The organism is Bradyrhizobium macuxiense (assembly GCF_007993935.1).
Classification (GTDB): Bacteria; Pseudomonadota; Alphaproteobacteria; order Rhizobiales; family Xanthobacteraceae; genus Bradyrhizobium; species Bradyrhizobium macuxiense_A.
The window spans coordinates 289,641-312,695 of the sequence record NZ_VITY01000010.1 but is presented as its reverse complement, the minus strand read 5'-3'; the positions used below and the strand labels follow the sequence as shown (position 1 = coordinate 312,695).

At 65.0% G+C, this 23,055-nt stretch carries 23 protein-coding genes; 8 read left to right on the top strand and 15 right to left on the bottom strand.

Features of this window, described 5'->3' with window-relative positions; genetic code table 11:
• Positions 1-628 precede the first annotated feature (628 nt).
• From FBZ93_RS26410 to FBZ93_RS26380, 7 genes are all read left to right on the top strand, one after another.
• Positions 629-1,189, top strand: coding sequence for a F0F1 ATP synthase subunit delta (locus FBZ93_RS26410; protein ID WP_146989838.1), 561 nt, complete (start codon positions 629-631; stop codon positions 1,187-1,189).
• The gene (atpA, locus tag FBZ93_RS26405) at positions 1,189-2,718 is read left to right on the top strand and encodes a F0F1 ATP synthase subunit alpha (RefSeq protein WP_146989837.1); all 1,530 of its coding nucleotides are present in this window, start codon (positions 1,189-1,191) and stop codon (positions 2,716-2,718) included. The genes FBZ93_RS26410 and atpA overlap by 1 nt, the downstream gene beginning before the upstream one ends.
• Positions 2,719-2,809: 91 nt before the next feature.
• Complete coding sequence (locus FBZ93_RS26400) at positions 2,810-3,688, top strand: F0F1 ATP synthase subunit gamma (protein WP_146989835.1); 879 nt, start codon at positions 2,810-2,812, stop codon at positions 3,686-3,688.
• Between the two features lie 25 nt (positions 3,689-3,713).
• Positions 3,714-5,156 carry a F0F1 ATP synthase subunit beta gene (gene atpD / locus FBZ93_RS26395; RefSeq protein WP_146989834.1) on the top strand — a complete coding sequence of 481 codons (1,443 nt, stop codon included), beginning with the start codon at positions 3,714-3,716 and terminating at the stop codon, positions 5,154-5,156.
• Between the two features lie 116 nt (positions 5,157-5,272).
• Positions 5,273-5,680: a F0F1 ATP synthase subunit epsilon gene (locus FBZ93_RS26390; RefSeq protein WP_050424279.1), complete on the top strand. Its 408-nt coding sequence runs from the start codon at positions 5,273-5,275 to the stop codon at positions 5,678-5,680.
• Positions 5,681-5,899: 219 nt separating this feature from the next.
• Positions 5,900-7,567 carry an adenylate/guanylate cyclase domain-containing protein gene (locus FBZ93_RS26385; protein ID WP_146989832.1) on the top strand — a complete coding sequence of 556 codons (1,668 nt, stop codon included), beginning with the start codon at positions 5,900-5,902 and terminating at the stop codon, positions 7,565-7,567.
• 152 nt (positions 7,568-7,719) lie between these two features.
• Positions 7,720-8,715 (top strand): AraC family transcriptional regulator, encoded by a 996-nt coding sequence (locus FBZ93_RS26380; RefSeq protein WP_146989830.1) that lies wholly within the window; start codon positions 7,720-7,722, stop codon positions 8,713-8,715.
• Here FBZ93_RS26380 and FBZ93_RS26375 read toward each other — a convergent pair.
• From FBZ93_RS26375 to FBZ93_RS26320, 12 genes are all read right to left on the bottom strand, one after another.
• Positions 8,673-9,173, bottom strand: a complete 501-nt coding sequence (locus FBZ93_RS26375) for an RNA pyrophosphohydrolase (protein ID WP_146989828.1) — start codon at positions 9,171-9,173, stop codon at positions 8,673-8,675. The two genes, FBZ93_RS26380 and FBZ93_RS26375, sit on opposite strands and share 43 nt — an antisense overlap.
• A 45-nt stretch (positions 9,174-9,218) precedes the next feature.
• Complete coding sequence (locus FBZ93_RS26370; RefSeq protein WP_050424263.1) at positions 9,219-9,722, bottom strand: RNA pyrophosphohydrolase; 504 nt, start codon at positions 9,720-9,722, stop codon at positions 9,219-9,221.
• Between the two features lie 77 nt (positions 9,723-9,799).
• Positions 9,800-11,023, bottom strand: a complete 1,224-nt coding sequence (locus FBZ93_RS26365) for a divergent polysaccharide deacetylase family protein (protein ID WP_146989827.1) — start codon at positions 11,021-11,023, stop codon at positions 9,800-9,802.
• Positions 11,024-11,167: 144 nt separating this feature from the next.
• Positions 11,168-12,544 (bottom strand): S41 family peptidase, encoded by a 1,377-nt coding sequence (locus FBZ93_RS26360; protein WP_146989825.1) that lies wholly within the window; start codon positions 12,542-12,544, stop codon positions 11,168-11,170.
• Positions 12,541-13,947 carry a murein hydrolase activator EnvC family protein gene (locus FBZ93_RS26355; RefSeq protein WP_146989823.1) on the bottom strand — a complete coding sequence of 469 codons (1,407 nt, stop codon included), beginning with the start codon at positions 13,945-13,947 and terminating at the stop codon, positions 12,541-12,543. The genes FBZ93_RS26360 and FBZ93_RS26355 overlap by 4 nt, the downstream gene beginning before the upstream one ends.
• A gap of 40 nt (positions 13,948-13,987) precedes the next feature.
• Entirely contained in the window at positions 13,988-14,470 is a 483-nt protein-coding gene (gene rlmH / locus FBZ93_RS26350) for a 23S rRNA (pseudouridine(1915)-N(3))-methyltransferase RlmH (RefSeq protein ID WP_146989821.1), read from the bottom strand.
• A 50-nt stretch (positions 14,471-14,520) separates the two neighbouring features.
• The gene (rsfS, locus tag FBZ93_RS26345) at positions 14,521-14,889 is read right to left on the bottom strand and encodes a ribosome silencing factor (RefSeq protein ID WP_074125641.1); all 369 of its coding nucleotides are present in this window, start codon (positions 14,887-14,889) and stop codon (positions 14,521-14,523) included.
• A 186-nt stretch (positions 14,890-15,075) separates the two neighbouring features.
• A complete protein-coding gene (locus FBZ93_RS26340) occupies positions 15,076-15,699 on the bottom strand; it encodes a nicotinate-nucleotide adenylyltransferase (RefSeq protein WP_050424280.1) in 624 nt (207 codons plus the stop codon).
• A 45-nt stretch (positions 15,700-15,744) separates the two neighbouring features.
• Positions 15,745-17,037, bottom strand: a complete 1,293-nt coding sequence (locus FBZ93_RS26335) for a glutamate-5-semialdehyde dehydrogenase (RefSeq protein ID WP_146989819.1) — start codon at positions 17,035-17,037, stop codon at positions 15,745-15,747.
• 157 nt (positions 17,038-17,194) lie between these two features.
• Positions 17,195-18,337, bottom strand: a complete 1,143-nt coding sequence (gene proB, locus FBZ93_RS26330) for a glutamate 5-kinase (RefSeq protein WP_146989817.1) — start codon at positions 18,335-18,337, stop codon at positions 17,195-17,197.
• Positions 18,338-18,421: 84 nt separating this feature from the next.
• Positions 18,422-19,474: a GTPase ObgE gene (gene obgE / locus FBZ93_RS26325; protein WP_146989816.1), complete on the bottom strand. Its 1,053-nt coding sequence runs from the start codon at positions 19,472-19,474 to the stop codon at positions 18,422-18,424.
• Between the two features lie 100 nt (positions 19,475-19,574).
• Positions 19,575-20,054 carry a MaoC family dehydratase gene (locus tag FBZ93_RS26320; RefSeq protein ID WP_146989814.1) on the bottom strand — a complete coding sequence of 160 codons (480 nt, stop codon included), beginning with the start codon at positions 20,052-20,054 and terminating at the stop codon, positions 19,575-19,577.
• A 168-nt stretch (positions 20,055-20,222) separates the two neighbouring features.
• On the opposite strand from FBZ93_RS26320, the gene FBZ93_RS26315 reads away from it, so the two are divergent.
• The gene (locus FBZ93_RS26315) at positions 20,223-21,137 is read left to right on the top strand and encodes a DMT family transporter (RefSeq protein WP_146989812.1); all 915 of its coding nucleotides are present in this window, start codon (positions 20,223-20,225) and stop codon (positions 21,135-21,137) included.
• Between the two features lie 200 nt (positions 21,138-21,337).
• Here FBZ93_RS26315 and FBZ93_RS26310 read toward each other — a convergent pair whose 3' ends face one another.
• The 3 genes from FBZ93_RS26310 to rplU all read right to left on the bottom strand — a co-directional run bounded on the left by FBZ93_RS26310 (position 21,338) and on the right by rplU (position 22,942).
• Complete coding sequence (locus FBZ93_RS26310) at positions 21,338-21,934, bottom strand: GNAT family N-acetyltransferase (RefSeq protein ID WP_146989810.1); 597 nt, start codon at positions 21,932-21,934, stop codon at positions 21,338-21,340.
• A 169-nt stretch (positions 21,935-22,103) separates the two neighbouring features.
• Entirely contained in the window at positions 22,104-22,373 is a 270-nt protein-coding gene (gene rpmA / locus FBZ93_RS26305; protein WP_021080922.1) for a 50S ribosomal protein L27, read from the bottom strand.
• 92 nt (positions 22,374-22,465) lie between these two features.
• Positions 22,466-22,942 (bottom strand): 50S ribosomal protein L21, encoded by a 477-nt coding sequence (rplU, locus tag FBZ93_RS26300; RefSeq protein ID WP_050630469.1) that lies wholly within the window; start codon positions 22,940-22,942, stop codon positions 22,466-22,468.
• Positions 22,943-23,055 lie beyond the last annotated feature (113 nt).

Genomic DNA, 23,055 nt, shown 5'->3' with positions numbered 1-23,055 from the left:
ATAAGACCCTCAGACAGTATTGCCGCTAACGCGGCAAGTGGAACCCCCGTCCCTTCGTTGACCAAGGCCGTTTGGTTTCGCAATGAGGCACGAATTAGGCAGTAAATCCCAATTGTCTCGGGTTGAAATATCTTGTTACCGCCTTGGGGTATTCAATCGAGGTTCCGTAACCTTGGCCTTTAACGAATTTTTAACGATACGAGTACTTACGAATACTGATTATCCGCCCGGTTGTAAGGTTTCGGTAAGTAATCGCGAAATGAAACGGCGGCCCGCTGCAGGTTCCTTGCGCCCGAGCCCATAGGGCCATGCAAATTTCGATGGAACAAAATCGAGCGACGTGAATCGGAGCCGCCTGCACCGGATTTCCGCGCGCCGAATTTTCCCGGTTCGACCGCCGGCCGCGGTCGCGAGAAACCGCATGCGACAAGGCGGCTCTCACGATGCCGTCATGTTGCACCTGCGCGATTGCTATGTTAGCAAAGCCGCGATTTTAACGGTCCCGGCATGTCCTGTGCCGGTCGAAAATCGAAGTCCCGCTTGAATTCCAAGGGCTTGGATCGCTAGGCGCTGCTTTGGTGGCGACGGTTTTTCCCTTGCGAATTTGACAGCAAAAAAGAGCGAGCTCGTGGCTGCTGAAGATCCGTCCGTTTCCGGAGTTTCCGGTCGTTATGCAACGGCCCTGTTCGAGTTGGCGCGCGACGAGCAATCCGTCGATCAAGTCCGGGCCGACCTCGACAAATTCGAGGCCCTGCTCAACGAGAGCGCCGATCTGAAGCGCCTCGTCCGTAGCCCGGTGTTTGCCGCGGACGCCCAGCTCAAGGCGCTGACCGCGGTGCTCGACAAGGCCGGCATCGCCGGTACGACGGCAAAATTCCTCAAGGTGTTCACCACCAATCGCCGGCTGTTCGCCGTTGCCGATGTGATCCGCGCCTATCGCGCGCTGGTGGCGAAGTTCAAGGGCGAGGCGACTGCGGAAGTCACCGTCGCCGAGCAGCTCAGTGACAAGAATCTCGACGCGCTGAAGGCCGCACTGAAATCAGTGACGGGCAAGGACGTCGCGCTCAACGTGAAGGTCGATCCCTCCATTATTGGTGGCCTGGTGGTCAAGCTCGGCAGCCGGATGGTGGATAGTTCGCTTCGCACCAAACTCAATTCGATCAAGAACGCGATGAAAGAGGCAGGCTGATGGACATCCGCGCCGCAGAAATTTCTGCGATCCTCAAGGACCAGATCAAGAATTTCGGCCAGGAAGCCGAGGTCACCGAAGTTGGCCAGGTGCTGTCGGTCGGCGACGGTATCGCCCGCGTCTACGGTCTCGACAACGTTCAGGCCGGTGAAATGGTCGAGTTCGAGAACGGCACGCGCGGCATGGCGCTCAACCTCGAAACCGACAACGTCGGTATCGTGATCTTCGGCGCCGACCGTGAGATCAAGGAAGGCCAGACCGTCAAGCGCACCCGCGCCATCGTGGACGCGCCGGTCGGCAAGGGCCTGCTCGGCCGCGTCGTCGACGCGCTCGGCAACCCGATCGATGGCAAGGGGCCGATCCAGGCCGACAAGCGCATGCGCGTCGACGTCAAGGCGCCCGGCATCATTCCGCGCAAGTCGGTGAACGAACCGATGGCCACCGGCCTCAAGGCAATCGACGCGCTGATCCCGATCGGCCGTGGCCAGCGCGAGCTAATCATCGGCGACCGTCAGACCGGCAAGACCGCGATCGCGCTCGACACCATCCTGAACCAGAAGCCGCTCAACGCCCAGCCGGACGAGAGCCAGAAGCTGTACTGCGTCTACGTCGCGGTCGGCCAGAAGCGCTCCACGGTTGCGCAGTTCGTCAAGGTGCTCGAAGAGCAGGGCGCGCTGGAATACTCGATCGTCGTTGCGGCGACCGCGTCCGATCCGGCTCCGATGCAGTACATCGCGCCGTTCACCGGCTGCACGATGGGCGAATACTTCCGCGACAACGGCATGCATGCCGTGATCATCTATGACGACTTGTCGAAGCAGGCCGTCGCCTACCGCCAGATGTCGCTGCTGCTGCGCCGTCCGCCGGGCCGCGAAGCCTATCCGGGCGACGTGTTCTATCTGCACTCCCGTCTGCTCGAGCGCGCTGCCAAGCTCGGCAAGGACCATGGTTTGGGCTCGCTGACCGCGCTGCCGGTCATTGAAACCCAGGCCAACGACGTGTCGGCCTACATCCCAACCAACGTGATTTCGATCACCGACGGTCAGATCTTCCTGGAAACCGATCTGTTCTTCCAGGGCATCCGTCCCGCGGTGAACGTCGGTCTGTCGGTGTCGCGCGTCGGTTCGTCGGCGCAGACCAAGGCCACCAAGAAGGTCGCCGGCAAGATCAAGGGCGAGCTCGCGCAGTACCGCGAAATGGCGGCGTTCGCGCAGTTCGGCTCCGACCTCGACGCTTCGACCCAGCGCCTGCTCAACCGCGGCTCGCGCTTGACCGAACTCCTGAAGCAGCCGCAGTTCTCGCCGCTGAAGATGGAAGAGCAGGTCTGCGTGATCTGGGCCGGCACCAATGGCTATCTCGATCCGCTGCCGCTCAACAAGGTGAAGGCGTTCGAGGACGGCCTGCTGTCGCTGCTGCGCGGCAAGAATGCCGATATCCTCGATGCGATCCGCACGAGCCGCGATCTGTCCGACGACACCGCCGCCAAGCTCAAGACGGCCGTCGAAGGTTTCGCCAAGACGTTTGCATAACGAATGGGGCGTCGCCCGGCTCGCCGCCGGGCGTGACGAACGGAGGCTTGCGATCTGACCATTGTGGTCGGATCGCCGGGGTGAACGAAGAATGGCGTCACTAAAAGACATGCGGGTCCGCATCGCCTCGACCAAGGCGACGCAGAAGATCACCAAGGCCATGCAGATGGTCGCAGCCTCGAAGCTGCGCCGTGCGCAGAACGCCGCCGAAGCGGCGCGGCCCTATGCCACCAAGATGGATGCGGTGATTTCCAACATCGCAGCCGCGGCCAATGGCACGCCCGGCGCGCCGGCGCTGCTTGCCGGCACCGGCAACGACCAGGTGCACCTGCTGCTGGTCTGCACCGGCGAGCGCGGCCTGTCCGGCGCTTTCAACTCGGCCATCGTGCGCCTGGCGCGCGAGCGGGCGAACACGCTGCTCGCGCAGGGCAAGGAAGTGAAGTTCTTCTGCGTCGGCCGCAAGGGCTACGAGCAGCTGCGGCGGACTTTCGAGAGCCGCATCGTCGAGCATCTCGACCTGCGCTCGGTGCGGCAGATCGGCTTCGTCAATGCCGAGGACATCGCCAACAAAGTCCTGGCGCGGTTCGAGGCCGGCGAGTTCGACGTGTGCACGCTGTTCTATTCGCGCTTCCAGTCGGTGATCGCGCAGATCCCGACCGCGCAGCAGATCATCCCGCTGGAGGTTGCCGCGCCCGCGGCCAATGCGGCTCCCGCGACGTCGTATGAATACGAGCCCGAAGAGGATCAGATCCTCGGCAGCCTGCTGCCGCGTAATCTCGCGGTGCAGATCTTCCGCGCGCTGCTCGAGAACAACGCCTCGTTCTATGGCGCGCAGATGAGCGCGATGGACAGCGCGACGCGCAACGCGGGCGAAATGATCCGCAAGCAAACCCTGATTTACAACCGGACCCGTCAGGCCCAGATCACGAAGGAGCTGATTGAAATCATCTCCGGCGCTGAGGCGGTCTAAGGCAGATTTCGAAGGAGAACAGTCCATGGCTACAGCAGCCAACCAGATCGGTCGCGTTACCCAGGTCACGGGCGCCGTGGTCGACGTGCAGTTCGAAGGCCACCTTCCGGCGATTCTCAACGCGCTCGAGACCAAGAACGGCGGCAACCGCCTGGTGCTCGAAGTCGCCCAGCATCTCGGCGAATCGACCGTCCGTACCATTGCGATGGACATCACCGAAGGTCTGGTCCGCGGTCAGGAAGTGACCGACACCGGCGAGCCGATCCGCGTTCCGGTCGGTGAAGGCACGCTCGGCCGCATCATCAACGTCATCGGCGAGCCGATCGACGAAGCCGGCCCGATCAAGGCCGAAGGCGTGCGCGCCATCCACCAGGAAGCGCCGACCTACACCGATCAGTCTACCGAAGCGGAAATTCTCGTCACCGGCATCAAGGTCGTCGACCTGCTTGCTCCGTACGCCAAGGGCGGCAAGATCGGCCTGTTCGGCGGCGCCGGCGTCGGCAAGACCGTGCTGATTCAGGAACTGATCAACAACGTCGCGAAGGCGCACGGTGGTTACTCGGTGTTCGCCGGCGTCGGCGAGCGCACCCGTGAAGGCAACGACCTCTATCACGAGTTCATCGAATCCAAGGTCAACGCCGATCCGCACAACCCGGATCCGAGCGTGAAGTCGAAGTGCGCGCTGGTGTTCGGCCAGATGAACGAACCGCCGGGCGCCCGCGCCCGCGTCGGTCTGACCGGTCTGACCGTCGCCGAGCACTTCCGCGACCAGGGCCAGGACGTGCTGTTCTTCGTCGACAACATCTTCCGCTTCACCCAGGCGGGTTCGGAAGTGTCGGCGCTGCTCGGCCGTATTCCGAGCGCCGTGGGTTATCAGCCGACGCTCGCGACCGACATGGGCGCGCTGCAGGAGCGCATCACCACCACCCAGAAGGGCTCGATCACCTCGGTGCAGGCGATCTACGTGCCGGCCGACGACTTGACCGACCCGGCGCCCGCGACCTCGTTCGCGCACTTGGACGCCACCACGGTGCTGTCGCGCGCGATCTCGGAAAAGGGCATCTATCCGGCGGTGGACCCGCTCGACTCGACCTCGCGCATGCTGTCGGCGCTCGTGGTCGGTGAAGAGCACTACAACACCGCGCGCCTCGTCCAGCAGATCCTCCAGCGCTACAAGTCGCTGCAGGACATCATCGCCATTCTCGGCATGGACGAACTGTCGGAAGAGGACAAGCTGACGGTCGCCCGCGCCCGCAAGGTCGAGCGCTTCCTGTCGCAGCCGTTCCACGTCGCCGAAATCTTCACCGGCTCGCCGGGCAAGTTCGTCGACCTCGCCGACACCATCAAGGGCTTCCGCGATCTCTGCCAGGGCAAGTACGACCATCTGCCGGAAGCGGCGTTCTACATGGTCGGCACCATCGAAGAAGCCGTCGAGAAGGGCAAGAAGCTCGCCGCCGAAGCGGCCTGAGCTTCATGATGTCGTCATCGCCGGACTAGATCCGGCGGTCCATCGAACGAAAACTGTCTTGACTGATGGACCCGCGGGTCGAGCCCGCGGGTGACAGCGCAAAGAACGGAAAGACCATGGCCACCTTCCACTTCGATCTCGTCTCTCCCGAAAAGCTCGCCTTCTCCGGCGAGGTTGATCAGGTTGACGTTCCCGGCGTGGAGGGTGATTTCGGCGTGCTCGCCGGCCACGCTCCGGTCGTCGCCACGGTTCGTCCGGGCATCCTGACGATCACGGCCGCCGGCAAGCGCGACAAGGTGATCGTGCTCGGTGGCCTTGCCGAGATGTCGGACAAGGGTCTCACCGTGCTCGCCGACGTCGCGACCACGATTGCCGAGCTCGACCGCGTGAAGTTCGCGGAGACCATCAAGGAGATGGAAGAGAAGCTCGCCGAGAAGGAAGGCTCCGAGCTCGATCACGCGATCGAGCGGCTCGACCACTTCAAGAGCATCCAGAACGAACTCAACACCACGGCTATGCACTAGGGCGCGATTGCCCGACCAGCGATCGCGCCGATGTGTCGAGTGAGCCGGCTCCCATTGTGAAATCGCTCACAGTTTTCCAGTCATCGTCCGCCAGGACTTGAACAAAAAGCCTTGAATGATTCAACGCTCGCCGCACCCCGGCGGGCGTTGAATGCTTATTGCACCCGCGAACGTCTGGCGGCATTCTCCCCGGCATATTTGGATTCCGGGCTGGTGCTCATGAAGCGCAAGATCGCGGCGATCTTTGCGGCCGATATTGCAGGCTATAGTCGATTGGTTGCCGAGGATGAGGAAGAGACGCTGCGGCGGCTCGCCTCCTATCGTCAGGTCACCGACGACTTCATTGCAAAATGCGGTGGCCGCATCTTCAACACCGCAGGCGATGCGGTGCTCGCGGAATTTCCAAGTGCCGTTGAGGCCGTGCGTTGCGCCATCGACATCCAGGAAAGCCTGCGCACGCGCAACATGGCCTATCCGCCGAGCCGGCAGATGTCGTTCCGGATCGGCATCACCATCGGCGATGTGGTCGAGCGCGACGGCGATCTGCTCGGTGACGGCGTCAATATCGCCGCCCGGCTCGAGGGCCTCGCCGAAGTCGGCGGCATCTGCGTGTCGCGCGCCGTCCACGAGCAGGTCGCCAACAAGCTGTCGGTGCAGTTCGCCGACATCGGTGCGCAGGAAGTGAAGAACATCCCGACCCCGGTGCACGCCTACATGGTGGCGATGCGGCGCGAGGACGGCAGCTACGCAACGCCGCAGGTCAAGAAGCCGGTCAAATCCGCGCCGTCAGCTACACCAGCCTGGATGTGGCCCGCTGCCATCACCGTGGTGCTGCTGGCCGCGATCGGCGTCGGCGGCTTCCTCGTCTACACCAAGCTGGAAGCTTCAGTGGCGAAGCCCGCTTCCGTGGCGAGTTCTGCGCCGGCGTCCACGCCCCTGGTATCAGCTTCACCGGCCCCGTTGGTTGCGCCGTCGCCGCCGGCATCGACGGCGCCATCTGCCCCTGCGAAACCGGCGCCGGCATTGGCAGCGACGGCTTCGACTGCACCAGGTGATAAACTCGGTGATAAACTCGCGGCCGACATCGTTCCGTTCGTCAGCGACCGCACCCGCAACATGCTCGCGACCGAGTATTTGCCCGCAGGCGATTCCAAGGCGGTCGCTCTCAACATCAACGGCTTCGTCGGCTGGAGCGTGGCGCAACCGAACGAGGATGCGGCCAAGACCGCGGCACTCGATCTGTGCCAGAAGCGCGCCGACAATGCGGGCTCGCCGCGCAAATGCGAACTATACGCCGTCGGCAACACGATCGTGTACACCCACGGCCAGCCTCCGGTGCCGGCCTTGCCGTGGGTCAAGCGTGACGTGCTGGTCGAGAAGCCATACGCCACCAAGGACGTGCCGCTGCTGCGCGACGCGGCCAGGGCCCGGCTCGACAGCCTGTTCGTGCCGGGCCGCAAGACGCGAACCATCGCGCTCGGCCCGGGCGGTCACTACTTCTTCAATGCGGGCATCGATTCGCTGGAGGAATCGGCGCGGCGCAATCTGCAAGCCTGCGGCGCGGTCGCCGGCGTGCCCTGCACGATCGTCGTGGTCGACGACGTCTTCGTGGTGCCGATTCCGGCGACGTTGCGCGTCACCGGCTTCCTCAGGGCGGTCGACAGCTCGGTCATCGCGCCGAGCGAGCGGGCCGATGTCGTCCGCAAGCTTGCCGATGCAACCGCAGGCTGGAATGCGGTCGCGGTCGGAACGCAGGGACGGCCGGGACTTGGATTGAAGGCGGAGAACGAGCAGGGCGCAGTCGACGCCGCGCTCGGCGCGTGCGCCAGGCGCGACAGCGATTGTCATGTCATCGCGATCGGCCCGTTCACGGTCGGCCCGAACTAGAACATGGTTCGCAACGTGCAAAGCGGTGAACCGATCCGGAAAATGTGAAGCAGCTTACAGCTGAGATCGGGCACAAATGACAAGCTGCCGCGCAACGACGAACCGACTCGATGGGGTCGCGATTCCACTTTGGACGTAATGGACAGAACTCCGTGCTGACCTTCTCCACCGATGCGCTCCGTCCGCAGGACCGTTTCGAGCACTGGTGCGACGTGCGCGGCAAGAGCCTGTTCGGGGTCACTATCGAGCTCGAGCGCGACAAGCGGCCTGACTTCCGCGGGCATTTTTCCGCGACGCCGGTGGGCGATGCCGTGCTGGCGGAAATGTCGGCATCCTCCTATCGGGTCAGCCGGACCTCAACCGACATCGCGCGCGTCCCGAGCAACAGCCTGCAGCTCGCCTGGCAGGTGCGGGGCCCCGGCCACCTGAATATCGGTGGCGATCGCGTCCAGTTCGTGCGCAACGGCGATCTGGTGTTCGGCCACTCCAATCTGCCGTATTTCTCGACGCCCGAGCGGACTGACGGTTTTCATTTCGTCAGCCTCAAGATCCCCGTCACCAGCGAGCTCGTGCTCGGTGCGCGAATCGAGGATGCGCCGCCGGTCGCGCTGGCGCGTGATGCGCGCCTGACCCGGCTGGTCGGCGCCATGTTCCGCGTCATGACCCGCGATCCGGCGCAAGCCGGGCAGTTCGCCGACGAAGTGACGCATATGGTGCGCCTGGCGCTGCTCGCACGCGGACGCTTGCGGCCGCGACAGGGCGAAATCCGCGCCGCGCTGCATGCGGGCTACCTCCATGCCGCGCGCGAAATCCTGCTGCGCGATCTGCATCGCGCCGCGCTGACGCCGGCCGCGGTCGCCACCGAGCTCGGCATTTCACTACGGCAATTGCATGCGCTGTTCGAGCCGACCGGCCTGTCGTTCGCGCGAACGCTGACGGCTGCAAGGTTAAAGGAGGCGAGGCGGCTGCTCTACGCCATGCAGGAACGCGGCATCGACGAGATCGCGTTCGCATGCGGCTTCGACAGCATCGCGACGTTCTATCGTGTGTTTCGCACGACCTATGGGATGACGCCGGGTGATGCGCGGCGCGTTCCGCCGCAGGATCAGCCGGCGAATTCCGCAAACCGGATCGCGACCGCGCGATAGACGTCGCGGCGGAACGGCACCACGAGGTCGGCGACGCGGTCGAGGCGCTCCCAGCGCCATTGATCGAACTCCGCGGGCTGGCCGTTGCGCGGCGTCAGCGGATCGATCTCCTCGTCGCGTCCGGTGAAACGCAGCGCAAACCATTTCTGGCGCTGGCCGCGGAATTTGGCGAGCCGATGCGAGGCCGGTCCGTCATAGGCGGGGAATTCGTAGGTCATCCAGTCGGTCTCGCCGAGATAGTCGGCGCTGACCGCCCCGGTCTCTTCCCACAATTCGCGCATCACGGCCTGGCGCGGATCCTCGCCCGCGTCGATGCCGCCCTGCGGCATCTGCCATTCGAGGCCGGGCAGCACGATCTCCGGACCATCGTCCTTGATCCGGTGGCCGATCAGCACGCGTCCAAAGCTGTTGAACAGCGCGATGCCCACGTTGGGGCGATAGGGCTTATCCGATGACATCTCGATGGCTGCGTCGCGCGTTGACTGGGCCGATCGCCCGGCCAGCTACTTCGCCGCCAGACCGGCGAATTCCTTCACGACGCGCTCATAGACCGGGCGCTTGAACGGCACAATCAGCTCCGGCAAATTCTTCATCGGCTCCCAGCGCCAGGTGATGAACTCGGCCTTATGGCCGCCACCGGGGTTGGCGACGTTGATCTCGTTCTCGTCGCCGGTGAAGCGCAATGCGAACCACTTCTGCCGCTGGCCGCGATAGCGGCCCTTCCAGGCACGGCCCGCGACGGTGCGCGGGATGTCGTAGATCAGCCAGTCGGAGACCTCGCCGAGCTTCTCCACCGACTTGACGCTGGTCTCTTCATAGAGCTCGCGCCGCGCGGCCTGAAACGTATCCTCGCCGGGATCGACGCCGCCTTGCGGCATCTGCCAGACATGCGCGTCGTCGACATGTTCGATGCCGCCCGCGCGGCGTCCGATGAAGACCAGCCCGGCCGTATTCAGCAGCATGATGCCGACGCAGGTTCGATAGGGCAGGTCCTCATAACGTGCCATGCTGCCGCTACCTCGCATTTCCTGATGCGCCCGACCCGGCCCCCCGGCAAGGTCATGCTGCACCAACAGATTGATCTCTAGCCCGATTTTGATTTCAGCATCGCCGTTGTCAATGGCACAAGCATAATGCCCTTGGAATCCAGCGTCTTGAGCCAGGCGCCGAGCCGCTCGATCGAGACCGGCAGCGCCGAGGCGACGCCCACGGCGGTGCCGCGCTCCTTGGCGATGGTTTCCAGCTTGACCAGCGCGCGGTCGATTTCTGCCGAAGTCGGCACCGCGTCGATGGCGAAATCAGCCCTGGCGAACGGCAGCGACTGGCCCGCGGAGAGGCTCTGCGCCATGCTGCGCGGGGTGGAACCGTCGTCGAAATAGCTGAGGCCGCGCTTGGCCGCTTCGCGCACGATCGGCTGCATCACTGGATCGGTCGCGACGAACCGGGCGCCCATGAAATTGGCGATCCCGGCATAGCCCTGCAGGCGGCTGAGGTGCCAATAGAGCCGGTCGAGGTTCTGTTCGCTGCTCAGCGTGGTGAGCAGGGTCTGCGGCCCCGGATCGTTGTCGGGATAGTCGAACGGCTCCATCGGGATCTGCAGCAGGATCTCGTGGCGCTGCGCCCGGGCGCGTTCCGCAAGCTTGCCGGGGTCGGCGCCATAGGGCGTGAAGGCCAGCGTCACGGCCGGCGGCAGCTTCATGATCGCATCGGCTGTCTTGGCGGCGCCGACGCCGAGGCCGGCGACCACGATGGCCACCACGGGCATCCGGGCAGCCTTGGCGCGGTCGGCCTCGGCCGCATAGACCGTGAACGGCTTCAGGCCGTCGGCGACCACGGGGATCATGCCGTAGCGCGACTTTTCCAGCAGGCGCGGGTCGATGCCGGTCATCGCGAGCGGCGGGGTGTCGCCATCGACCTTCTCAGCCGGGTCGCCGGCACCGATCACCACGTCCTGGCGCTTGCCGCTGGAGCCGTCGATGATGGTGACCGTCCGGGCGTCGTTCTTCGTGTCGTTCTTGGCATCGCCGGCCGTGGCCGGTGCCTTGGCGGCGGATTTGACCGCCGCTTCGGTCGAGGCGTTCTTGTCGTCGGCGGCTGCGGGTGGGGGATTGCGGAGGGTGATGCGGGCCATCGGCTCGCCGCCGAGCGGGTTGTCGTTGAACAGCGCAACGCCAACGAAGCCGACCAGCACGAGCCCCAGCAGCACGGCAAGCGCCTGCATCGCCGTGAATGGCAGGCGGAAACGGCGCGTCCTGCCCACGGTCTGCTGCCCAAGCGGCGTGCTCAGTTCGTCGGCCGCTTCTGCCATGACCCTCCCCGAATCAACAGCGCGAACGATAGCACGATGCGGTGCATTCCCGCGCGCCGGCCTCCCCGGCAAAGCGCACGGATGGGGGAATCCAACAGCAGAAAGGGCGGCCCGAGGGCCGCCCTTTCGCCTAATCGGATTGGATCAGTTCGCGGACTTGCTGGCCGGCTTGTCGGCAGCGGCCTTGTCGCCGGGTGCCTTGTCACCGGCCGGCGCCGGCGTGGCGTTCGAGGTCGACTTGATGCCGTGCAGCAGGTCGTCCGCCATCTTGAGCGCCTTGTCGTCCTTGGCGTCCGGCGGGACGTAGGACTGCGAACCGGTCTTCTCGTCGCCATCGTTCTTCAGATGGCCGCGCAGCGAAGCCTCGCCCTTGGTGTCGGTACGCGCCTTCAGCTCTTCCGGCACGTCCTGCAGCACCTCGATATCGGGCACGATGCCCTTGGCCTGGATCGACTTGCCCGACGGCGTGTAATAGCGCGCGGTGGTCAGGCGCAGCGCGCCGTTGCCCGAGCCGAGCGGGATGATGGTCTGCACCGAGCCCTTGCCGAACGAGCGGGTGCCGACCAGCGTCGCACGCTTGTGGTCCTGCAACGCGCCGGCGACGATTTCGGAGGCCGACGCCGAGCCGCCGTTGATCAGCACGATGACCGGCTTGCCCTTGGTCAGGTCGCCGGGATGCGCGGCGCGGCGCTGGGTTTCCTCGGCATTGCGGCCGCGGGTCGAGACGATCTCGCCACGCTCCAGGAAGGAGTCGGACACGGTGACCGCTTCCTCCAGCAGGCCGCCGGGATTGTTGCGGAGGTCGATGATGTAGCCCTTCAGCTTGTCGCCGATCTGGCCCTGCAGATTGGCGATTTCCTTCTTCAGGCCTTCGGTGGTCTGCTCGTTGAAGGTGGTGATGCGGATATAGGCGATGTCGTCGGCCTCGACGCGCGCGCGCACCGAGCGGACGCGGATGTTGTCGCGCACCAGCGTGACGTCGATCGGATTGTCCTGGCCCTTGCGGATGATCTTGAGCTTGATCTTGGTGTTGACCGGACCGCGCATCTTCTCGACGGCCTGGTTCAGCGTCAGGCCCTGCACGGCCTCGTCGTCCAGCGTGGTGATGATGTCGTTGGCCATGATGCCGGCCTTCGAGGCCGGGGTGTCGTCGATCGGCGAGACGACCTTGATCAGCCCGTCTTCCATCGTGACTTCGATGCCGAGACCGCCGAACTCGCCGCGGGTCTGCACCTGCATGTCGCGGAAGCTCTTGGCATCCATGTAGCTCGAATGCGGATCGAGGCCGGACAGCATGCCGGAGATCGCGGATTCGACCAGCTTGGAGTCGTCGGGCTTCTCGACATAGTCGCTGCGCACACGCTCGAACACGTCGCCGAACAGATTGAGCTGGCGGTAGGTGTCCGACGTCGCGGCGCGCGCGCTCGATCCCATCAGCACAGCGCGGGGCTGCGTGACGAAAAGCGTCAGGGCCGCGCCGGTGGCGGCGCTAAGGAGAATTACCGAAGTCTTGCGCATCATCCGCGAACCTTTTCGCCTTCATTTGTGGCCCACCATGGACCTGGATCGATTGGCGTGCCGTCTTTCCGGAACTCGACATAGAGCACTGGCTGGCTCGCATTGGTCGCGAGAATGGATGCAACCTGGGACGTCGACCCCATGGTCGCAACCGGCTCCCCCGTAAGTACAAACTGGCCGATGTTTACCGAAATACGCTCCATCCCGGCGATCAGGACATGATACCCGCCCCCGGCATTGAGGATCAAGAGTTGTCCATAGCTGCGGAAAGGACCCGCGTAAACAACCCAGCCGTCACACGGGGTTGTGACCTGCGCGCCCGGTTTGGCTGCCAAAGAAATGCCTTTTTGTACGCCGCCCGCGCTGTCGGAACCGCCAAATTCGCGAATCTTGGTGCCATTCACGGGATAGGCGAACAGGCCTTTGGCCGAGGCGAAGGCGACCGCCGGGCTCATGCGCGCCGGGTCCTTGAGCGCCCCGAGATTGGGTTTACCGTTAACGGTCGCCGGCGCCCCCTGGAGGCTGGCCGTGGCGGCGGCCTTGGCCGCGCTCTTGAGGTCCTGCTCCATCTTGGCGATCAGGCTCTGCAGATTGTCGGCCTGCTTCGACAGCGCGATGGCGCGGGCGCCCTCCGCCTCCATGTCCTTTTCGGCCGCGCTTTGCTGCCGCTGCCGCTCGTCGACCAGCGCCGCAAGCCGGGTCTGGTCTTCCCTCAGCTTGTCGCGGTCGGCCGCCAGCGCGTCGCGCTCGGTCGAGATGGTCTTGCGCAGCGCGACCAGTTCGCCGAGATCGGCGGCAAGCTTCTCGGCGCGGACGCGCAACTCCGGCACCACCGCGCCGAGCAGCATCGCGGTGCGCAGCGATTGCAGCGCGTCCTCGGGCCGCACCAGCAGCGCCGGCGGGGTGCGCCGTCCGGCGCGCTGGAGCGCGGCCAGCACTTCGATCACCTCGGAGCGGCGTGAATCGAGCGAGCTGCGGATCTCGCGCTCGCGGCCGTCGAGCGGCTGCAAGCGGGCCTCGGCGTCGGCGATCCGCGTCTCGACGCCGCGCACCTGGCCGGCAATGTCGATCAGCTGCTGGTTGAGCTTGCTGCGGTCCTGGCCCATCGCGGCGATGTCGGCCTTCAGCTTCTCCTGCAACTCGGTCGCCTTGCGCTGCTGCTCGCGCGCGGCCTCGAGCTCCTGCTCGCGCTGCTTGATGGCGTCGGGCGATGTCTCCGCCGTCGCAGCCTGCTGTGCCGGCGGTGCGGACTGTTGCGCCGGTGGTGTCGCTTGCGCATGCACCGCGGCCAGCGGAGCAGCGGCGAACAGCACGATCGACAGAGGCAGCGTCACCGGCAGCCAGCGGCGGCGCGCGGCGCCGAGAGCCGAAGGCAAATACGAAGCTATGTCCTGCCGGTGCTGCATTCGCGTGCGTTCAGCGCTTTCGACGGTCCGTCATCGCGTCTCAAGCGCGGTGATAGGGATGGCCGGCCAAAATGGTCGCGGCCCGATAAATCTGTTCCAGAAGCATGACGCGGACCATTTGGTGCGGCCAGGTCGCGGAGCCGAATGCAATACGCAACGAAGCCTTGCGCTGCAATTCAGGCGAAAGTCCGTCGGCGCCGCCGATCACGAAGGCTGTATGGGCCAACCCCTCGTCGCGCCAGCGGCCGAGCTGCTGGGCAAAGCTTGCGCTGTCGATGCTCTTGCCGCGTTCGTCGAGCGCGACCAGCATGTGCTTGTCCGGCAGCAGCGCCGCGATCGCCGCGGCTTCTTCCGCGATGCGCGCGGCCGTGTCGCGCGCGCGGCTCTCCGCAATCTCATGAATCTCGAGGCCGCGAAAGCCGAGCTTGCGGCCGATATCCTCGAAGCGCTCGCGGTAACGCTCCGCGAGCTCCCGTTCAGGGCCCTGTTTCAGACGGCCGATGCAGATCACGACGAGGCGCATCAACGCAGACTAGCTGCGCCGCAGCCGATTCGCATCGGCTTCGCTACCCCTTAGACCGCCGCGACCGCCGGGTTCTGAGTCCACAACCGTTCGAGGTTGTAGAACTCGCGCACCTCAGGCCTGAACACGTGCACGATCACCTCGCCGGAATCGATCAGCACCCAGTCGCAATTGGGCAAGCCCTCGACGTGGATGTTCTTGACCCCGTTTTCCTTGAGGCTCTTCGTCACATTCTCCGCGATCGCGCCAACGTGCCGGTTAACCCGGCCGGTGGTGACGATCATGTAGTCGGAGTATGCGGATTTGCCCCGAAGGTCGATGGTGACCGTCTCTTCCGCCTTCATGTCCTCGAGGCGGGAGAGGATCAGGCTCAGCGTCTTGTCGGCATCCGGTTTGTCGGCGTCCGGTTGCGCCTGCAAGGCCGCGGTTTTCGTCGATGTTTTACGCGCAGTCTTTGGAACCTTGGGTAAAACAGACTTTGACAATACAGATGTGGCCAGGGACCATTCCTTTCACTGTATCGCGGGTGCCGAATCCTCGGCCCCACGCACCATACTACGCATGTGGGGTTAATGGTTTCAATATTCCAGTAACCCTTTTGCGCTTCACGCCGTTCTCCAGCTCCCGTCCGGGTTCCGGAGTCCGGTCGAAGACAGATTGGATTTCATTCCTGTCAGGAAGACCCAGGCCGGCGCCCGTTGGTCGGCCAGCCGTGTCGCTTGATTTTCGGGCATGCGATAGCGCGTGAGTGCCTGCGCCGCCGGTGCGGCAAGGGCGCGGAAGCTTTGGGGCGGTCGGTCGATCACGGCAATCGGCACATCGGACGCGATGCGCCGCCAATCTTTCCAGCGATGAAATTGCGCGAGATTGTCAGCGCCCATGATCCAGACGAAGTGCACGCCGGAGACGCGGCGGCGCAAGTGGATGATCGTGTCTACAGTGTAGCGCGTGCCGATGACAGCTTCGAGACAGCTGATGTCGATGCGCGGATCGTCGGCAACGCGGCGCGCGGCGGCGGCGCGTTCGTTGAGCGCATGCAGGCCGTCATGGTTCTTCAGCGGATTGCCCGGCGTCAGCAGCCACCATACGCGATCGAGCTGCAGGCGCTTCAGCGCGAATTGGCTGATGGCGCGATGCGCGGCATGCGGCGGATTGAACGAGCCGCCAAGCAGCCCGATGCGCATGCCGTTGGTGTAGAACGGAAGCGCCTGGGCTGCGGATAACGGCACGGTGGAGGCTTGCTGCAAGGATCTACCGTGTGCGTGCGACAATGATCACGGCCGTGTCTGCCCGGTGCCGTGGACGCGGTACTTGAAGCTCGTCAGCTGCTCGGCGCCGACAGGGCCGCGGGCGTGGAATTTGCCGGTGGCAATGCCGATCTCCGCGCCGAAGCCGAACTCGCCGCCGTCGGCGAACTGGGTCGAAGCGTTGTGCAGCACGATCGCCGAATCGACCTCGTTGAGGAATCTCTGCGCGGCCGCGGCATCCTCGGTCACGATCGCATCGGTGTGATGCGAGCCGTGATTTTGAATATGCGCAATCGCTTCATCGAGATTGTCGACGATCTTCGCCGAGATGATCGCGTCCTCGTATTCGGTGGTCCAGTCCTCGTCGGACGCGGGCTTCACCCTGGCATCGGCGCCTTGCACGATGTCGTCGCCGCGCACCTCGCAACCGGCATCGATCAACAATTCGACCAGCGGTTTCAGCTTGGTCGCGGCAGCGTTGCGATCGATCAGCAGGGTCTCGACGGCGCCGCAGACGCCGGGACGGCGCATCTTGGCGTTCAGCACGACCGACTTGGCCATGTCGAGCTTCGCGCTGGCATCGACGTAGATGTGATTGACGCCTTCGAGATGCGCGAACACCGGAACGCGCGCCTCCGCCTCGACGCGACCGACCAGGCTCTTGCCTCCGCGCGGCACGATCACGTCGATGCCGCCGTTCAATCCCGTCAGCATCAGGCCGACGGCCGTGCGGTCACGGGTCGGCACCAGGGTGATCGCGGCCTCAGGCAGGCCGGCTTCACGCAGGCCCTGCACCAGACATTCATGGATCGCGCGGCAGGAGCGGAAGCTGTCGGAGCCGCCGCGCAGGATCACCGCGTTGCCGGACTTCAGGCACAGCACGCCGGCGTCGGCGGCGACATTGGGACGGCTTTCGAAGATCACGCCGATGACGCCGAGCGGCACGCGCACGCGCTCGATGGTCATGCCGTTCGGACGCTGCCAGCTCTCGGTGACGGTGCCGACCGGATCGATGATCTCGCGCACGGTCGCAACGCCGTCGGCCATGCCGTCGACGCGCGCCTGCGTCAGTGTCAGGCGGTCAACGAAGGCCGAGGTCATGCCGCCCGCGCGCGCCTCGGCGACGTCCTCGGCATTGGCGGCGAGAATGGCCGGCGCGTTGGCGCGGATCGCGCGTTCGATCGCGGCAAGCGCCCGGTTCTTCTGCTCCGGCGGCGCCAGCGCCAGCACGCGCGCGGCGGCGCGCGCCTTGGCGGCGAGGTCGGACATCAGAGCAGTGAGATCGGCGTTGCCGTCGATCGCCTTCAGGGGCGCGGTCATGGAAGTCCCAGCTTTGCTTTGGGCATGCGCTTGGATCATGCCCTAAGGCCATGTTCTAGCATGGCAATTGAGGGGTGGCGAGGCGCGGAACCGGCATGGCAGATGGGCGGCAGGCCGCCCCGCTCGGCCAATGGCCTACTCAATGCTCTCCTTGGCCCTACTTGGCCGGGATCGTCCCCACCGGGCCGATCACGAGGTCGTCGCGGTGGATCATCTCGGAGCGGCCGCTGATGCCGAGAATGGTCATCACATCGGGCGAGGAGCGGCCCTTGATCTTCTCGGCGTTCTCGGCGTCGTAGGCGACGAGGCCGCGGCCGATCTCATGGGTGTCGGGGCCGCGCACCACCACGGCATCGCCGCGGGCGAACTGGCCGTCGACCCTGACAACGCCGGCCGGAAGCAGGCTCTTGCCGGCACGCAGCGCGGCCACCGCGCCGGCATCGATGGTCAGCGTGCCCTTCGGCTCCAGCGAGCCGGCGATCCAGCGCTTGCGCGCGGTGACGGGATTGGCCGGGGTCAGGAACCAGGTGCAGCGGCCGCCGTCGGCGATCGCCTGCAGGGGATGCTCGATCTTGCCGGAGGCGATCAGCATGTGGGTGCCGGCGGTGGTCGCGATCTTCGCCGCCTCGATCTTGGTGGTCATGCCGCCGCGCGACAGTTCGGAGCCGGCCGAGCCCGCCATGCCCTCGATCTCCGAGGTGATGCTTTCGACCACCGGGATCAGCTTGGCGCCGGGATCGACCGCGGGCGGCGCGGTGTAGAGGCCGTCGATATCGGACAGCAGGATCAGCAGATCCGCGCTCGCCATGGTGGCGACGCGGGCGGCGAGGCGATCATTGTCGCCGTAGCGGATCTCTGTCGTGGCGACCGTGTCGTTCTCGTTGATCACCGGCACCGCGCCCCATTCCAGCAGCTTGGCGATCGTCGAGCGCGCGTTGAGGTAGCGGCGACGCTCCTCGGTGTCTTGCAACGTGACGAGGATCTGCCCGGCGCCGATGCCGTGATGGCCGAGCACCTCCGACCAGATCCGCGCCAGCGCGATCTGGCCGACTGCGGCGGCAGCCTGGCTCTCTTCGAGCTTCAGCGGGCCGCGCGGCAGTTTCAGGCGGCTGCGGCCGAGCGCGATCGAGCCCGACGACACCACCATGACCTCGCAGCCGCGCTTGTGCAGCTTCGCGATGTCCTCGACCAGCGCCGCGAGCCAGGAGGCGTGCACCTCGCCGGCCTGCGAGTCGACCAGCAGCGACGAGCCGACCTTGACGACGATGCGGCGAAAGTTCTTGAGCGCGGGGCGTTTCATGGGTTCGGTCTGAGCGGGAAGGTGGAAGCAAGAGGCGCCACGATGTGGCATGGACGTGAAGTGGCTTGGGAAGTCGAGATGCCGTCAGCCCTGCGGCACCGGCGTCGCCCACGGCTCCGCCTGGCCGCCCTTGGCCTTGTTGGACACCGGCGCCTCGCCGATCACGTCGACCAGCGCGCGCAGCGCATCCGGCACGCCTTCGCCGGTCGCGCCTGACAGCAGCAGCGGCGTCTTCTTCGCGGCCCGCTTCAGGCGGTCCTTCTGCTTCTTCAGCTCGTCGGGCGCGACCGCATCGATCTTGTTGAGCGCGACGATCTCGATCTTGTCGGCGAGCTGGCCTGCGTAGGCCTCAAGCTCGGTGCGCACGGTCTTGTAGGCCTTGCCGGCGTGCTCGCAGGTCGCGTCGATCAGATGCAGCAGCACGCGGCAGCGCTCGACATGGCCCAAAAAACGATCGCCGAGGCCGGCGCCTTCATGCGCGCCTTCGATCAGGCCGGGGATGTCGGCGAGCACGAATTCGCGGCCGCCGTAGTTCACGACACCAAGCTGCGGATGCAGCGTCGTGAAGGGATAGTCGGCGATCTTCGGCCGCGCCGCGCTGACCACCGAGAGGAAGGTCGATTTGCCGGCATTGGGCAGGCCGACCAGGCCGGCATCGGCGATCAGCTTCAGCCGCAGCCAGATCCAGCGCTCCTCGCCCGGCGCGCCGGGATTGGCGTTGCGCGGCGCGCGGTTGGTGGAGGATTTGAAATGCGCGTTGCCGAAGCCGCCATTGCCGCCCTTGGCCAGCACGAAGGTCTCGCCGAGTTCGGTGAAGTCGTGCAGCAGCGTCTCGCGGTCCTCGTCGAACACCTGGGTGCCGACAGGCACTTTCAGCACGATCGACTTGCCGTTGGCGCCATGGCGGTCCTTGCCCATGCCATTGCCGCCCTTCTGCGCCTTGAAGTGCTGCTGGTAGCGGTAGTCGATCAGCGTGTTCAGCCCGTCGACGGACTCGATGATGACGTCGCCGCCACGGCCGCCGTTGCCGCCGGAGGGGCCGCCGAACTCGATGAACTTCTCGCGCCGGAACGCGACGCAGCCATTGCCGCCGTCGCCCGAGCGAATATAGACCTTGGCTTCATCGAGGAATTTCATGATCCGTACTAACTAAGGCAGGCCGGTCCCTGCGGCAACCCGCAAGGATCGCGACTTCGGCAAAAAGCCTTAATTTTCGGGCCTTTTTGCGGCCCTTGGGCTAGCCAGGCCTGCGTCTGACCAGGAATTTCTGCATCCCCTCCAGCACCAGCTCGCGGCGCTGGTTGTGCACGGTCGAGCGCAGCGTCACGACGCCGGTGGTCTTGCCCGGCGACAGCTCGATCACCTCGAGCGCCGGGTAGATGGTGTCGCCGGCATAGACCGGTTTCAGGAACTTGCTCGACTGCTCCAGGAAGCCGATCAGCGATTCCTCCACGACGTAGGGAAACAGTCCGGCGCCGGGCGCGGTGTGCACCAGGGTCTGGAAGCCATGGGCGAGCAAATCGGGCATGCCGCGGCTGCGGCAATATTCGACGTCGTAATGGATCGGATGGGTGTCGCCGCTCGCGGTCTGGAACGCCGCGAACACCGCCGAGGTCTGGGTCCGGCTCGGAATCACGAAACGCTCGCCGAGCACGAAATCCTCGAACCAGCGCTGCGCGGGGACCATGCGATGCTGGGTGGGGTCGAAGTCGCTCATGCGGCGTTTCCTGCTCTGTTTTCTTGAATGGCTGGCCCAGCCGTAGCGCAGCCGCGGCACTGCGACAATTGGTTCGATATGCGGCCGCCGGGGTTGTCCTGCACGGCCACCTCGGTAAAACCGGCGTCGGGACCTGCCCGACTCAGAGGCGGCGACAACAAGAGAACAATGAGCCTGTTCGCAAAACTGTCCTCCTACGACGATCGATCGGCGCGGCTCGCCGGCATCGGCTTGATGCTGCTCTCGATCTTCATGTTCTCGTTCGGCGACGCGATGGGCAAATTCATCGTCGCCACCTATTCGGTCGGGCAATTGTTGTGGCTGCGCGCCTGCGCGGCGCTGCTCGTGCTGCTGCCGATCGTGTGGAAGCGGCGCGCGGATTTCCTGCATCTGGAGCGGCCGTGGCTGCAATTGCTGCGCGTGACGCTGTCGACGCTGGAGGTCGCGGCGTTCTTCCTGGCGACGGTCTATCTGCCGCTCGCCGACGTCATCACCTACTATCTGGCCGGGCCGATCTTCGTCACCGCGATGTCGGGCCTCTTGCTCGGCGAGCATATCGGCTGGCGGCGCTGGACCGCGATCCTGGTCGGCTTCTGCGGGGTGCTGATCGCGCTCAGGCCATCCGCGCAGACCATCAGCTGGCCGGCGATGATCGCGCTCGGCGGCAGCCTGTCGTTTGCGGTCCTGATGCTGATCACGCGCTCGCTGCGCGCGACGCCGGATATCGTGCTGGCGAGCTCGCAATTCGGCGGCACGTTCATCCTCGGCCTCGTGCTGTCGCCATTCGGCTGGGTGACGCCATCGGCCGGCAGCCTCGTGCTGTTCTTCACCGCCGGCATCATCTCGGTCGCGGCGCTGCTTTGCGTCAATCGCTCGCTGAAGCTCGCGCCGGCAAGCGTGGTGGTGCCGTACCAGTATTCGATGATCGTCTGGGCGGTGATCTTCGGCTTCGTGGTGTTCGGCGACGTGCCGTCCTGGGCCACGATCGTCGGCGCCGCCATCATCATCGCGGCCGGCCTCTACATCTTCGTGCGCGAGCAGCAGCTCGGACGAACCGACACCGCGGTGAATCCGCCGGCGTGACGGTGCAGGGCGGGCAAAAGCGCACCCGCATGATAGCTGTCGTCCCTGCCTAGTGCGCAATTGCGCACGGGAGCAGGTACCCATAACCACCGCTGCTTGTCGTCACCTACGCTGGAGCCACAGCTCGGCCGAGCAATGACCATTTGTGGTTATGGGTCCCCCTTTCGCGGGGACGACGACCGTTGTTGTTGATCGAGCCCTCAGCTCTCCCGGCGGATCGAGTTGTTCCAGCGCTTCAGCGAGGTCCAGACGCCGCGCGACAGGCGGAAGGCATCGACCGGGCTCGATGAGCCCAGCGCCTCGAAGCGGTGCAGCTCGACGCCGCTCCACTGGAAGCCGCACTTCTCGAGGATGTTGCGCGACGACGGGTTGACGACGCGGGCGCCTGCGATCAGCTGGTCGAGATCGAATTCCTCGAAGAAATAATCGATCACCGCACGCGCGGCCTCGGTGCCGAAGCCCTGGCCCCAATAGTCGACGCCGAGCCAGTAGCCGAGCTCGGCGGATGTCTCCTCGCGCCAGTCGACGCCGACCATGCCGATCGGCGTGTGATTGTTCTCGATCAGGAAAACGGTCTCGCGGCCGCCGGCGCCGAGCGCGCGCACGAAGTCGATGGCGTCGTCCTGGGTATAGGGATGCGGCAGGCGGCGGGTGTTCTCCGCGATGCGGCGATCATTGGCGAGGCGTGCGATTGCTTTTACGTCCGCGAGCGTCGGCTTGCGCAATGTCAGCCGTTCGGTCTCGAGGACGCAAGCTCTTGCCTCGCGCAAGGTCGGCGTCGGGATGTCCTGCAACATGTCGAGCTCCTGTGATGCGATAATCGATACGCAACGCTTGGAACGTCACGCGCGGTCGAACCGGATCGCGCGCAACAAAAAGGGGAGGCCGGTCATCCCGCCTCCCCTTGGAGCTCTTTGCTGCTCCGCCGGTTCAACAGGACCCGGCGGACTCATGTGTGTCCACCGTCTACTCGGCCGCCTGCGCCATCGGGATAACCGATACGAATGTGCGGCCGTTGGCTTTGGCACGGAACTCGACATGACCCTCGACCTTGGCGAAGAGAGTATGATCGGTGCCCATGCCGACATTAAGGCCGGGGTGCCAGGTGGTGCCGCGCTGACGCGCGATGATGTTTCCGGGGATCACGCGCTCGCCACCGAACGCCTTGATGCCAAGGCGCTTGCCCTTGGAATCACGTCCGTTGCGCGATGAACCGCCTGCTTTTTTATGAGCCATAGCTCGTCTCCGACTTCGCTTTGATCTCTAGATCAATTCCTTGACGGAATCATTTCACGTTTGGTCACGCTTCACAACTTGAAGCGCGATGATCACTTCTTCTCGCTCTTGGCCGCGGCCTTCTTGGCCGGAGCCTTTTTCGCGGCCGGCGCCTTTGCGGGCGCCTTCTTCTTGGCCGCCTTCGGTGCTGCGTCCTCGCCATCGGCGGGCGCTGCGACCTTTTCCTTCTTCGGCCGCGGGCCGATGGTCGGCTTGGCGTTATCGGCGAGGATCTCGGTGATGCGAAGCACCGTGAGCTCGTCGCGATAGCCGCGCTTGCGGCGTGAATTCTTGCGGCGACGCTTCTTGAACGCGATCACCTTGGCGCCGCGCTTGTGCTGCAGCACTTCGGCTGCAACGGTCGCGCCCGCGACGGTGGGCGTTCCCAGCACCGGCGTGTCACCGCCGAGCACCAGAACTTCGCCTAGCTGCACGATCGTGCCGACATCGCCGGCGATCTTGCCAATCTCGAGTACATCATTCGGAACGACACGGTACTGCCGGCCGCCGGTTTTGATGACTGCGAACATCGTTTGATTCCTTCGTGTTCGATCCCGGCCTCGGACGGATCGCCCGGGTCGGCTTTTTGTTCAGTCGCTATGGGTTGCGTGTTTCGTGCGAAAGGGAATGAATTCCCAAATGG